The 11967-nt window shown below is 65.5% G+C and carries 13 protein-coding genes; 8 read left to right on the top strand and 5 right to left on the bottom strand.

The annotated features are described in order from the left end of the window. The first annotated feature begins 57 nt into the window (after positions 1–57). Together JJ918_RS09860 and JJ918_RS09855 are read left to right on the top strand one after the other, a co-directional pair. Positions 58–660, top strand: a complete 603-nt coding sequence (locus JJ918_RS09860) for a hypothetical protein (protein ID WP_291886524.1) — start codon at positions 58–60, stop codon at positions 658–660. 22 nt (positions 661–682) lie between these two features. Next, complete coding sequence (locus JJ918_RS09855; protein ID WP_291886522.1) at positions 683–1354, top strand: hypothetical protein; 672 nt, start codon at positions 683–685, stop codon at positions 1352–1354. A 95-nt stretch (positions 1355–1449) separates the two neighbouring features. Here JJ918_RS09855 and JJ918_RS09850 read toward each other — a convergent pair whose 3' ends face one another. Then, positions 1450–2355: an ABC transporter permease gene (locus JJ918_RS09850; RefSeq protein ID WP_291886520.1), complete on the bottom strand. Its 906-nt coding sequence runs from the start codon at positions 2353–2355 to the stop codon at positions 1450–1452. Further along, a complete protein-coding gene (locus JJ918_RS09845) occupies positions 2355–3287 on the bottom strand; it encodes an ABC transporter permease (protein ID WP_271185038.1) in 933 nt (310 codons plus the stop codon). Before JJ918_RS09845 ends, JJ918_RS09850 begins: the two co-directional genes overlap by 1 nt. 361 nt (positions 3288–3648) lie before the next feature. Here JJ918_RS09845 and JJ918_RS09840 point away from each other — a divergent pair, with 361 nt between their 5' ends. Together JJ918_RS09840 and JJ918_RS09835 are read left to right on the top strand one after the other, a co-directional pair. Further along, positions 3649–4593 (top strand): hypothetical protein, encoded by a 945-nt coding sequence (locus JJ918_RS09840; RefSeq protein WP_291886518.1) that lies wholly within the window; start codon positions 3649–3651, stop codon positions 4591–4593. Beyond that, the gene (locus JJ918_RS09835) at positions 4590–5501 is read left to right on the top strand and encodes an MBL fold metallo-hydrolase (RefSeq protein ID WP_291886516.1); all 912 of its coding nucleotides are present in this window, start codon (positions 4590–4592) and stop codon (positions 5499–5501) included. The genes JJ918_RS09840 and JJ918_RS09835 overlap by 4 nt, the downstream gene beginning before the upstream one ends. Here JJ918_RS09835 and JJ918_RS09830 read toward each other — a convergent pair. Continuing rightward, a complete protein-coding gene (locus tag JJ918_RS09830) occupies positions 5498–6304 on the bottom strand; it encodes a DUF1499 domain-containing protein (RefSeq protein ID WP_291886514.1) in 807 nt (268 codons plus the stop codon). The two genes, JJ918_RS09835 and JJ918_RS09830, sit on opposite strands and share 4 nt — an antisense overlap. Positions 6305–6328: 24 nt before the next feature. Continuing rightward, positions 6329–7003 (bottom strand): pyridoxamine 5'-phosphate oxidase, encoded by a 675-nt coding sequence (pdxH, locus tag JJ918_RS09825; protein ID WP_291886512.1) that lies wholly within the window; start codon positions 7001–7003, stop codon positions 6329–6331. Between the two features lie 88 nt (positions 7004–7091). Here pdxH and JJ918_RS09820 point away from each other — a divergent pair, with 88 nt between their 5' ends. The 4 genes from JJ918_RS09820 to JJ918_RS09805 all read left to right on the top strand — a co-directional run bounded on the left by JJ918_RS09820 (position 7092) and on the right by JJ918_RS09805 (position 11152). After that, positions 7092–7601, top strand: coding sequence for a hypothetical protein (locus JJ918_RS09820; RefSeq protein ID WP_291886509.1), 510 nt, complete (start codon positions 7092–7094; stop codon positions 7599–7601). 46 nt (positions 7602–7647) lie between these two features. Continuing rightward, positions 7648–8739, top strand: coding sequence for a chorismate synthase (gene aroC, locus JJ918_RS09815; protein ID WP_291886507.1), 1092 nt, complete (start codon positions 7648–7650; stop codon positions 8737–8739). Positions 8740–8859: 120 nt separating this feature from the next. Further along, the gene (locus tag JJ918_RS09810; protein WP_291886505.1) at positions 8860–10182 is read left to right on the top strand and encodes a hypothetical protein; all 1323 of its coding nucleotides are present in this window, start codon (positions 8860–8862) and stop codon (positions 10180–10182) included. Positions 10183–10363: 181 nt separating this feature from the next. Continuing rightward, positions 10364–11152 carry a hypothetical protein gene (locus JJ918_RS09805; RefSeq protein ID WP_291886502.1) on the top strand — a complete coding sequence of 263 codons (789 nt, stop codon included), beginning with the start codon at positions 10364–10366 and terminating at the stop codon, positions 11150–11152. 28 nt (positions 11153–11180) lie between these two features. Here the strand turns inward: JJ918_RS09805 and JJ918_RS09800 are convergent, their stop codons facing one another. Further along, a complete protein-coding gene (locus JJ918_RS09800) occupies positions 11181–11915 on the bottom strand; it encodes a TlyA family RNA methyltransferase (protein ID WP_291886499.1) in 735 nt (244 codons plus the stop codon). Positions 11916–11967: the final 52 nt, after the last annotated feature.

The following is an 11967-nucleotide window of genomic DNA, read 5'->3' as shown; positions in this document are numbered from 1 at the left end:
GACAGCCGCCTGCCGGTCGCGCATAGTTCGAAGCGAGCGCAACTTGACGGAAAGAAGATGAACGCCCGATTACTCCTTGTGATATCGCCACTTGTCCTGACACCCGTCGCTTATGCGCAATCCGGTGACTCGCCCCTGCAACCGCTGTTCGAGTGCCGCAACATCGCGGACGATGACGCGCGCCTGGCCTGTCTCGATGCGGCGGTGGAAACCCTTTACGGAAATGCCGAGTCCGGCGAAGTCGTCGCGGTCGATCGCGGCCAGATCGAAGCGGCGGAAGAATCGGTTTTCGGTCTGAGCCTGCCCAACTTCTCCATCCCGGGACTGGGCCGCCGCAGTGGCGGGGGCGAAGACGATCTGGTCGAGGCCGATGCAACGGCCCAGTCGCCGGACCGTATCGTCCACCGCACCGAAGACGGCGATATCGAGCGGATCGAGAACCTGTCGGTCACCGATATCGAGATCAATCGTTCCGGCGATGCCGTGGTCACCCTTGCCAATGGCCAGGTGTGGCGCCAGACAGACAGCACGCGCATCCAGGGCATTCGCAGCGGTGTCCGCCCCGGCCTGACAGCCAATATCCGCAGCGGCGCCCTCGGCTCCTACTTCATGCGCCTGAATAATGGCGGGCGCTGGTTCCGGGCCGAACGTGTCCAGTAGTTACACCAATAGGATTTCAGCCATGTCTGCTCTTTCCCGACTGACCCTGTCCGCCGCCACAATAGCACTTCTCGCCCCGGCAGCTCTCGCGTTCCAGGGCGATCCGGTGGACGATGTGCTCGCCTGCCGCTCGATCGCAGACATTGAAACCCGTCTGGCCTGTTTTGACGAGACCTCGACCCGGCTCGCCAACGCTCGTGATACCGGCGACATTGTGGTTGTCGAGCGCGAGGCGGTCGAAGCGGTCGAGCGTGACAGCTTCGGTTTCAACCTACCCAGCCTGCCGCGTTTCGCTCTTCCCAATCTGTCTTCAGGGCGCGAACAGCACGAAGCTGTAGCCGGCGCAGAGGGGACCGCGCCAGCGACGCCACAAGCACCGACGCCCGGTCGGGAGGCTGCCCCGCAATCAGCGACCGAACTGGCAGAGGAAGAGGTCCGCGTCGTTGCCCGGGACGACGAAGGAAATGTCGACACAGTCACGATGCGACTGGAACGCATCCGTATCGTTGGCTACGACACGATGCTGTTCGAAATGGAGAATGGGCAGGTGTGGCGGCAGACCGACGATGGTCGAAGAATCCGGCTCCGTGGCCGAGGGCCCCATTTCGCGGAAATCCGGCGCGGTGCGATGAGCAGCTACTTGCTCCGTGTAGACGGTGAGGGACGCGCTGTCCGCGTCCGCCGCGAGGAGTAGCAGTACATACAGACCGCCCCAGCTCACGGAAGAGCCGCCCCCTTCAGGAGCGGCTCTTCCGCGCGGCATGCGCAACCGCGCGTCCGGCGGGCTTTCTACCTGTCCTTCGGGTCGATCGCGTCGCGAAGGCCGTCGCCGATGAAGTTCAGGCAGAACAGCGTGACCATCATCGTCACCGCCGGACCGATCAGCGTCCAGGGCGCCGGCTCCATGTCCTGTGCACCGGCCGAGATCAGGCGGCCCAGCGAGGTCAGCGGCTCCTGCACCCCCAGTCCGAGGAAGGACAGGAAGCTTTCGGCCAGGATCACGACCGGGATCATCAGCGTGACATAGACCACGACCGGCCCGAGCACGTTGGGGATAATGTGACGCTGGATGATCTTGAAGCGGGACACGCCGGCGGCCTCGGCGGCCTCGACGAATTCCATATTCTTCAGCGCCAGCGTCTGGCCGCGCACGATCCGGGCCATGGTCAGCCATTCCACGGCGCCGATGGCCACGAAGATCAGGATGATATTCCGGCCGAACACGACCATCAGCATGATCACGAAGAAGATGAAGGGCAGCGAGTAGAGGATGTCGACGAAGCGCATCATCGCCTGGTCGACCCGGCCGCCGATAAAGCCGGCCGTCGCGCCCCAGGTCACACCGATCAGAAGCGACACGATGGTCGCCACCACGCCCACCATGAGCGACACGCCAAGGCCCACGAGGATACGCGCAACCATGTCGCGGCCCTGCGCATCGGTGCCCAGAATGTGCCAGTCTTCCCAGGTCGGTGCGATCCAGACCTTGTCGCGATAAATCGTGTCGTAGTCGTGCACCCAAAGCGCCTGCCCGACTGTCGCCAGCAGGATCAGGATGCCCAGGATCACCATGGAGGTGACGGCGGCACGATTGCGCATGAGGCGCGCCAAGGCATCGTCCCACAGGGAGCGGCCCTTCACGGAGGCGGCTTCGAGGATTTCCGCCTTTTCCCCGGGCGTCGACAGCAACGTCATTATTCGTACTTCACTTTGGGGTTGAGGACGCCGTACAGCAGGTCGGCGAGCAGGTTCAGCACGATGATCAGCGTGGCATAGATGATCACCACGCCCATCACGACCGTGTAGTCACGCTGAAGGGCGGCATCGACGAAGTGCTTGCCGATACCGGGCAGCTGGAAGACACGTTCGATCACAAGCGAACCGGAAATCACGGCGGCCGAAGCCGGGCCGAGATAGCTCACCAATGGCAGCACGGCAGAGCGCAGCGCATGCCGGAAGATGACGGCGTGGGCGGACAGGCCCTTGGCGCGTGCGGTTCGGATATAGTTCGAGCGGATCACCTCGATCATCGAGGCACGCATCAGGCGCGCGATGATCGCGATCTGCGGCAGTGCCAGCGTGATGATCGGCAGGATGAGCCGGTCCGGCGTCATGCCATAGCGCGGATCAAGGCCTCCGGTCGGCACAAGACCGAGATAAAGGCCGAAGACCAGCGCCAGGATCGGCCCCATCACAAAGGGGGGAATACTGATTCCCACCATCGCGAAGGTCATGACCGAGAAATCGCCCGCCGTGTTCTGCCGCAACGCCGCCACGGAGCCGAGGAAGGAACCGAGCGTGATCGCCAGCAGCATGGAAAACAGGCCGATCGTCGCGCTGACCGGAAAGCCTTCGGCGATGATCTCGTTGACCTGTTTGTCGCGCAGCTTGAGCGACGGTCCCAGATCGCCGCGCGCGAGATCGCCCATATAGTCGAGATATTGCCGCCACAGCGGCTGATCCATGCCGTAATTGGCCAGCAGGATCTGCCGCGTCTCCTCGGGCATGGGCCGTTCCAGATCGAAAGGCCCGCCGGGAGCGGCACGCATCATGAAAAAGGCGATCGTGATGATCACCAGGATAGTCGGGATGGCGACGCCTACGCGCCGGAGTACAAAACCAAACATGCAGTAATCGGCTCGTTCCGGAGTTCGCCGCAGTTTCAATGGGGCGCAGGCATTGTCAATGAAGCCTCTGCCGTTACTCCTGCATCAGGGCGGTGTCAGCCGGGGGCAAGGGGGCCGTCCGCGACAGTGCTGCCTGATCTGTCGCACCACTGACAAAAGACTCGGCCACGATCAGCAGGAGGACGAGCCAGCCCAGGCGCAGGACGCGCTTGCTTATGAATTCCCCGACGTTCACATTCGCCTCGCGTGTTCGGCTTCGCGCCATCTCACGCAAGATCCGCGCCGTCCGTGATCCAGCGTGAATTGCATGTGTCCGGCACATGCCTAGGATGCGGCGTGACGACAGGAGAAAGGCCCTTCCATGCACAGCGCGCTGTGGTGGCGAGACTTCGAATTTCAGGACGGTGTCGTCACCGTCAAGAAGACCGGGGCACGCCTGCGTCTCGAACCGGGGCTGATCGGCGAAGTGCTGGCCTGGTTCCCCTTCTATTTCGTGGTCGAGTCCTGGCGGCTGAAGGCGGCGGCACAGTCCGGCCCCCGCATCTGGTTCACCCCGGACCGCCCGCGGCCCTGGTATCTCGTCTGGTCAGTGCTTCACGCGGCAGGCGCCCGCATCGCCGATAGCCCCGAGACGGCCGACGCCGTCTTCGTGTTCGACGATTGTACAGTGTGCCACCCGGTCCAGGCACAGCCCGGCACACGCCTCATCAATGCCGGCTGCCAGAGCATCGCCAAGAGCCATGTCGCCCGCGTCTTCGAGCAGTGTTTCGGCTACCCGCTCTCGGTCGATCCGGAAAGCTGGACCGGCCCTATGGTCGAGAAATCCGAAACCAATGGCGCCCATGACGGCCGCATTATCCAGGGCCCGGCCCCGGCCCGCCACGGACATGTCTATCAGCGCGTGATCGACAACCGCAATGGCCGCGGCCTGGTCGAGGATCTGCGCTGCCCGATGATCGGCGGACGCATCCCGCTGGTGTTGCGCAAGCGCCGACGCGAGGCCGTGCGCTTCTGCAATTCCAATGACGAGGTCGACTTCGCCGAGACCCATACCGTCTTCACCCCGGCCGAGCAGGACAGCCTGATCCGCTTTGCCCAGGCCATGCGGCTGGACTGGGGCGGGCTGGACGTGCTGCGCGACCGCACCGATGGCCGCCTCTACGTCGTCGATGTGAACAAGACAGACATGGGTCCGCCCATCGCCATGAAGCTGCGCGACAAGATCACCGTGACCCGGCGGCTTGCCGCGGCTTTCCGCGACCTGGTCCGCCCCTCCCCGACCCAACAGCCCGACAGGCTTTCATGACTGCCATCCCCTTCGTCCGAGACTTTGAATTCGAGTATGGCCGCTGCGACCGGCTGTCAGGCCGGATTCGCCGCGTTGTCGCGCCCAATCCCGGCCCGTTCACCTATACCGGGACCGGTGTCTATATTATCGGCCATGGCGAGGTTGCCGTGATCGATCCGGGTCCGGTCCATCCCGACCATATCGACGCCCTGGACCGCGCGCTGGATGGCGAACGGGTAACGCATGTCTTTGTCACCCATCACCATCTCGACCACTCGCCCATGGCGCATCCGCTCGCCGAAAAACATGGCGCGACCGTCTATGGGTACGGCCCGCAGATCACGCCGCCCGCCGGCGGCGAGGTCCGCCTCGAGGCGGGCGACGACACCGGCTTCAAACCGGACGTCCAGGTGCGCGATGGCGAGGTTTTCCGGGGCAAGGACTGGTCCATCGAAGCGCTTCACACGCCCGGCCATACGTCCAATCACGTCTGCTACGCCCTGCTGGAAGAAAACACGCTGTTTGCCGGCGACCATGTCATGGCCTGGTCGACCAGCGTGATCAGCCCGCCGGACGGTCATATGGGGGATTATCTGCGCGAGCTCGCCCGCATCCGCGACCGCGATTTCGACATTCTCTGGCCGACCCATGGCCCGGCGATCACAGAGCCGCGGCCTTTCATCCAAGCCTATATCGACCACCGCATGCAGCGCGAGGCGCAGATTCTCGAACAGGTCCGCGCCGGCCGCCACCGCGTGCGCGACATGGTCGAGGCGATGTATGCCGATGTCGACAAACGGCTCCATCCCGCCGCCGCCCACTCGGTCCTCGCCCACCTCATCCACATGATCGAAACCGGCCGCATCGCCTGCACAGGCGAGCCGGGACTGGAAGCGGAATACACTCCGGGCGAGGCGGTGGCCTAGCGAGCGTCGTCCGCGATCGCCGCGCTGAACGCCTGGACGCGCCGGGCGTTGCGGCCGAGATCGTGGATGGGCTGGCGGGCGAGGGAGCGGATGTCGACGAGGCTGCCGCCCTCCCCGTCATCGCGCACGCGGACGACAATGTCGTCGCGCAGACCGTACCAGAAGCTCTCCGTGCCTGCTTCGAACATGCCGGCGCTTGCCGAGGCTGTCCCGACGCGCCAGCGATGCGTGTGCGCATAGCGCAGCGCGTCTGCAAAGACCGCCTCCGGCGCCCGGTCAACATGAACCGTGGCCAGCGCCGGATAGGCGTCGGCCTGTACGGCGGCGAGCGGACGCCCGTCCGCGCCCAGCTTGCCTTGATATTCGAGCGCCTGGTGATGGGCGGAGCGGCGCGCGGCGAAGGACGGCGTGAAGTGCGGCGGGCTTTCGATATCCGTTGTCACGTCCAGCAGCAGCGGCTGGGCGCCGCGTTGCCGGTCGATCTGCCAGGCCCAGCCCAGCCCTGCGACCCCGACCCCGACGGCGAGCACGGGAGACAGGAAGGCGCCGAAAAGGCGCCGGCGGGCGATCAGATGCACAAGCGACAGAAACAGGCTCAATCCGCCAGCCACGAGGCTTGCGAGCAGAAGCGGCCGGCCGATCGTGTGCGTCATCCACCCCAGGCCCGTCGCCAGGTCGATGAACTCCCACTTGGTCCCGAAGGCCGCCAGTGCGAACCAGAGCGGCACACCCAGGGCCAGAAGGGCACACACCCATCCGAGCGGGACGAGGATCGCCCGCAGGAATTTGCCGAAACTGCGCATATCAAGCCCCCGCTTGGCTTCGTATCAAGGATACAGCCGATCGACCTGCCAAGGCGAGTGTGAATCCGGTCGCGAAAACGTCATCCGGTCGTGCAGGCGGAAGGGCCGGTCACGCCAGAACTCGATCGACACCGGCACGATCCGGAAACCGGACCAGTGCGGCGGGCGCGGCACTTCGCCCAGACCGAAGCGCGCCGCCTCGCGAGCAACGGCCTTTTCCAGGGCGAAGCGGCTTTCCAGCGGGCGCGACTGTTTCGAGGCCCAGGCGCCGATCCGGCTGTCCCGGGCGCGGGACGCAAAATACGCGTCGGCCTCATCGGCGGAAACGGGCTGGACAAGCCCCCTCACCCGGACCTGGCGGCGCAGGGACTTCCAGTGAAAGCACAGCGCCGCCTTGGCATTCACCGCCAGCTGCTGACCCTTGGCGCTTTCCAGATTGGTGTAGAAGACGAAGCCGTCCGGATCGACATCCTTCAGGAGCACCATGCGCACATCCGGCAGGCCGTCGGCATCCGCCGTCGCCAGCGCCATCGCATTGGCGTCGTTCGGCTCCTTGCGCTTGGCGTCCTCCAGCCAGTCGGCAAACAGGGCGAACGGATCCTCGCGGTCGAAAATCTCCGCGGCATTGGCATCGGCGGTCTTGGCATATGCTTCCGCGTCCGGCGAGGGCGGAATGAGACCCGGCTTCGACTTCGACATGATTCACCTCCGGCGTGCTTGCCGCCTAGGTACGCTCAAAGTCAGCGGCGTCAACCTTTCGGGAATCTTCTCGGCCTAGATTCACGCTATGACAGCGCGTGTTACGAGTATCGGACAGGCCTATGCCGCCCTCGGACTCGCGCCCGGTGACGGGCGTGAGGCGGCCAAGTCTGCCTTTCGCGCGCTCGTGAAGACCCTGCATCCCGATGTCACACCCCCGACACCGCAGACGCTTGCGCGACTGGCGGAAATCGTTGCGGCCATGGACCTGATCAAGGCCAATGCACCGGTCTGTCTGGATATCGAGATCAGCCGGACCGAGGCCGCCACCGGCGTCACACGGACCCTGCGCCATGGCGAGCGCCCCGTCCTGGTGCGCATTCCGGCCGGCACACGCGACGGCGAACGCGTTACAGCGGTGGGCGAACCCGGTACGATCATCACGATCCGCATCGCCGCAGCACAGGAAACGGGGCCGTCCGACATCCCCTCCCTGCTCGACCGGGCGGATCTGGAAGCCTTCATCCACGAATATTCCCGTCCTTCCGCCCATGCGCGCCTGGCCCGCTGGATCCGCAAAGCGCAGTCGGCTGCGTGACGGACGCCTGATCCGCGACTAGTCTGCGCCAAAATGCGGATTGATCATGTCTCACAACTCATTCGGACACTTGTTCAGGATCACCACCTGGGGCGAAAGCCACGGACCGGCCATCGGTGCCGTTGTCGATGGCTGCCCGGCCGGAATTCCCCTGAGTGAGGACGATCTCCAGCCCTGGCTGGACCTGCGCCGCCCGGGCTCCAGCCGCCATGTCACACCGCGCCAGGAACCGGATCGCGTGCGTATTCTCTCCGGCACGTTCGAGGACGACCGCACGGGAGGCCCTGTCACCACCGGTACACCGATCGGGCTGATGATCGAGAATGTCGATGCACGGTCAAAGGATTATGGCGATATCCGTGACAAGTGGCGCCCGGGCCACGCCGACTACACCTATGACATGAAGTATGGCGTGCGGGATTATCGCGGCGGCGGGCGTTCGTCGGCCCGCGAGACGGCCATGCGCGTGGCTGCCGGCGGTATTGCCCGCAAAGTGCTGGGCGACGGGATCACGATCCGCGCCGCGCTGGTCCAGGTCGGCGCCCGCGCCATTGACCGCTCGCGCTGGGACTGGGACCAGGTGAACGAGAACCCCTTCTTCTGCCCGGACGCGGAAACCGCTGCCCTGTGGGAAGCGGACATGGACGCGCTACGCCGCGACGGCTCATCGACCGGTGCCATCGTCGAAGTCGTGGTCTCCGGCGTACCGGCTGGCTGGGGCGCTCCGGTCTACGGCAAGCTGGATAGTGACCTCGCCATGGCGATGATGACCATCAACGCGGTCAAGGGCGTGGAGATCGGTGCCGGCTTCGGCTCGGCTGCCCTGCGCGGCGAAGACGCAGCGGATGAAATGCGCATGGGCGAGGACGGCCCGCACTTCCTGTCGAACCATAACGGCGGCGTGCTGGGCGGTATTTCGACCGGCCAGGACCTTGTGATCCGCTTCGCCGTCAAGCCGACCTCCTCGATCCGTGTGCCCCGGCGCACGCTGGACCGCGACTTCAATGAGACCGAGATTGAGACCCGCGGCCGGCACGACCCCTGCGTCGGCATCCGTGCGGTCCCGGTCGGCGAGGCGATGGCAGCGCTCGTACTGGCCGATCACAAGCTGAGGCACGCCGGACAGAGCGCGTTCTGAACGGTTTTCCGGGTTCGGACGAAAGATGAAGGCCCTGTTCATGCTGGGCTCATCCGCGCCGAATTAACCTTCGGTCAACCTGGCCGGGTCCGTCCCGGCGTAGACCCGGAGGCGTGTCCCATGACATCACGCAAGCACCACCTGCTTGGCACCGCCCTTGTCGCCCTTGTCCTTCTGCCCGCCACTCTGGCGGTGGCCGCACCGGCGGACGCCCAGCGGCAGGAAAGCGGTAACAGCTATGGCGATCCCGACCGTCGCGAACACCGTCGCGCCGGCCGCGAAGCCCGGCGCGAGCAGGCCCAGCCTGATCGTGGCAACCGGGATGCACGCGAACGGCGCGGCCGGGACCGGGGCGACGCCCGCCGTGAGCGCCGCGATCCCCCGCCGGGAACGGGACGAGGCGATCATCGCCGGGACGGTCAACCGGGCGGACAGGATCGCAATCGCCGCGGTGCAGGCGATCATGATCGCCGTGACCAGGCCGGTGACCGCAACCGAAACGGCCGGGGTCCCGGCTGGGACAATAACCGGCGCGACCAGCGCAACTGGGACAATAACCGGCGCGACCAGCGCAACTGGGACAATCGTCGCGATCAACGCGATGCCCGGCGCGACCGCAATGGCCGCAATCCGGGCTGGGACAATAATCGCCGTGACCAGCGCGACTGGGACCGTCGCCGGGATCATCGCGATGCCGGCCGGGACCGCAATGGCCGGAACCCGGCCTGGGATCGCCGCGATCAGCGCCGGGACTATCATGACAATCGCCGGGACCGCCGGTGGGACAATGATCGCGGCCGCCGCCCCGGCGCCCATCACGACCGCCGCCGATGGGAGTATGCCCAGCGCCGCCGCGATTTCTATCGCGACCGGGCACGCCGCCAGGCGCGCCTGCACTGGGTGCATCACATGAATCGCGGCTGGTCGAACGCCCGCTATTACGGCCATTGGGGTCCGTCGGACCGCTGGCGCTATCACCGCCAGTATTACAGCCATGGCTATGAGGGCCGCCGCTTTGCCTATTATGACGGGCTGTGCCGCTATGACCGCAATGGCAGCGACGGCGCCATCGTCGGCGCCCTGCTCGGGGCCCTCGTCGGCGGTGCGGCTGCGGGCGATGACAGTGTCGGCGCCGGCATCCTGCTGGGTGCAGGGTTCGGCGCAGCCCTGGGCAGCAGTCTCGACCGCATGGATAACTGCGACCGGGCGCAATACCACTACGCCATGAACTATGCCTTCGAGTATGGCGAACCCTATTACTGGGCGAACCCGTATTCCGGCGTGCGCGGCACGATTGTGGTCCGCGAGACCTACTACACTGCCGGACGGGAATGCCGGTGGGGCGATGCCGAGATCTACATGCCTGACGGCACCTATAATTATGACCGCGTGCGCATGTGCCGCGACGGTTATGGCGACTGGCAGGTTGCCCACCGCCAGTAGATCTTCCACATCGGGCGCATGTCAGACGGGGCCGGTCATCACCGGCCCCGTTTGTGCATGTGGAAACCGTATCCGGAGGATTGCGAAGCCGTCACCTGCCCGTTCATCCTGGGCTCATCGCCGGCCGCCTAGGATCAGCTGGACATTGGGACAAAGCACTCCCGACGCATGGAGGCACACGATGAAACTGCTGACCCCCGCCCTGCTCGCCGCGACGGCGCTTTCGGCAACCCTGCCGGCCGTCGCCGAAGCCCAGTCCTATGGCGCCCGTTCGGGCCAGACCTATCAGGATTGTGAAGCCAGCCGCCAGAACCGGCAGGTTGCCGGCGCCCTGATCGGCGGCATTCTCGGTGCCGTGATCGGCAATGAGCTGGCTGACGACAGCAATAATAACCGCCATGGCCGTCCGGACCGCTGGGACCGTCACGCCCGCTGGGACGATGCCCGCCGCCATGGCCGGGGCTATTACGGCCGGCGCGACCGCCGCTATGAGCACCGCGATCGCGGCAATGCCGAGGAAGTCGGCACGATCGCCGGGGCCGGTGTCGGCGCCCTGATCGGGGCCGGCATCGCCAGTGGCGAGGACTGCGGCAATACCCGTTATCCGTCCAACAACCGCTACCCGGACAACCGTTATCCGGGCAAGCCGGACGGCTATTATGGCGACACCGGCTATTACGGCGACGATCCCTACTATGAGGATGACCGCTACTATGACAGCAATGCCGGTTATGGCGACGACCGCTATTACGATGACGACTACGGATCCTCGGGCGAACTCCTGGGCGGCCAGCGCAATGAGCCGGCCCGCACCTATTCGGCCTCGTCGACCTATACGACGGTGTCGGCAACGGGCCGGTGCGAGTGGCGGCGGACCCAGAGCGTCGACAGCTATGGCCGGGCCGTGAGCGACCAGGTGCAGATGTGTCAGGGTGCCGACGGTATCTGGCGCCCGGCTGACACCTACTGAGCCATTAAATCGCGGTCATTTCGAGCATTCATACTGGGTTCGAGCGGGTGGCGGCCATAAGGTATTCCCTGTTGCCGTCACCCCCTTCGACTGGACTGTCGATGACCGCGCCGACCCTGAAATCCGAACCGGCCTCGAGCCCGGAGCAAACCGCGTCAACGGCGCGCTGGCGATCGGCGTCATTCTTTACGAGACCGCCCTTGCCGATGGCCGCCCTGCCGACCTCGAACTGGGGTTTGATCAGGGCGATCAGTTCGGCGCTCGGTGCAGCCAGTTCCAGCGGCCGCATGATCACCTTGAGCAGCGAAATGAAGCTGGCGTCGCAGACCACGAGCGATGGCGGTTCGCTGAACACATCCGCCTCCAGCGCCCGCGCGTCCATGCCTTCCAGGGAGGTCACGCGCGGGTCGAACTGAAGCCGCGCGTGCAGCTGATCCCGCCCGACATCGACCGAATAGACATGCCGCGCGCCGCGTGACAGCAGGACTTCGGTGAAACCGCCCGTCGAGGCGCCGACATCGAGGCACACCCGCCCCGCCGGATCGATGTCGAAGGCATCAAGCGCCGCTACCAGTTTCAGCGCTGCACGCGACACCCAGGGAAACGCCTCTTCCGCCTCGATCCGGGCGCCGGGCGCGATCTTCTGCGAAGGCTTGCCGACCGGTTCGCCATCGGCCCGCACCTTGCCGGCCGCAATCGCGGCCTGCGCCCGGGCGCGGGTCTCGAAGTAGCCGTGTTCGACAAGGTAACGGTCAGCGCGCATCGACGTCCTGCGGATAATAAGTGACTGCGGTCACCAAACTGCGCATCCTGCG

The organism is Maricaulis sp., assembly GCF_017642925.1.
Classification (GTDB): domain Bacteria; phylum Pseudomonadota; class Alphaproteobacteria; order Caulobacterales; family Maricaulaceae; genus Maricaulis.
Note: the sequence above shows the minus strand (reverse complement) of the source record. Positions and strands in the feature narration are given on the sequence as shown.

What these genes read in the sequence shown, in the direction of transcription:
- JJ918_RS09860 (WP_291886524.1), top strand. Translation starts at nt 58, where the DNA reads ATGAACGCCCGATTACTCCTTGTGATATCGCCACTTGTCCTGACACCC.
- JJ918_RS09855 (WP_291886522.1), top strand. Translation starts at nt 683, where the DNA reads ATGTCTGCTCTTTCCCGACTGACCCTGTCCGCCGCCACAATAGCACTT.
- JJ918_RS09850 (WP_291886520.1), bottom strand. Translation starts at nt 2,355, where the DNA reads ATGACGTTGCTGTCGACGCCCGGGGAAAAGGCGGAAATCCTCGAAGCC.
- JJ918_RS09845 (WP_271185038.1), bottom strand. Translation starts at nt 3,287, where the DNA reads ATGTTTGGTTTTGTACTCCGGCGCGTAGGCGTCGCCATCCCGACTATC.
- JJ918_RS09840 (WP_291886518.1), top strand. Translation starts at nt 3,649, where the DNA reads ATGCACAGCGCGCTGTGGTGGCGAGACTTCGAATTTCAGGACGGTGTC.
- JJ918_RS09835 (WP_291886516.1), top strand. Translation starts at nt 4,590, where the DNA reads ATGACTGCCATCCCCTTCGTCCGAGACTTTGAATTCGAGTATGGCCGC.
- JJ918_RS09830 (WP_291886514.1), bottom strand. Translation starts at nt 6,304, where the DNA reads ATGCGCAGTTTCGGCAAATTCCTGCGGGCGATCCTCGTCCCGCTCGGA.
- pdxH (WP_291886512.1), bottom strand. Translation starts at nt 7,003, where the DNA reads ATGTCGAAGTCGAAGCCGGGTCTCATTCCGCCCTCGCCGGACGCGGAA.
- JJ918_RS09820 (WP_291886509.1), top strand. Translation starts at nt 7,092, where the DNA reads ATGACAGCGCGTGTTACGAGTATCGGACAGGCCTATGCCGCCCTCGGA.
- aroC (WP_291886507.1), top strand. Translation starts at nt 7,648, where the DNA reads ATGTCTCACAACTCATTCGGACACTTGTTCAGGATCACCACCTGGGGC.
- JJ918_RS09810 (WP_291886505.1), top strand. Translation starts at nt 8,860, where the DNA reads ATGACATCACGCAAGCACCACCTGCTTGGCACCGCCCTTGTCGCCCTT.
- JJ918_RS09805 (WP_291886502.1), top strand. Translation starts at nt 10,364, where the DNA reads ATGAAACTGCTGACCCCCGCCCTGCTCGCCGCGACGGCGCTTTCGGCA.
- JJ918_RS09800 (WP_291886499.1), bottom strand. Translation starts at nt 11,915, where the DNA reads ATGCGCGCTGACCGTTACCTTGTCGAACACGGCTACTTCGAGACCCGC.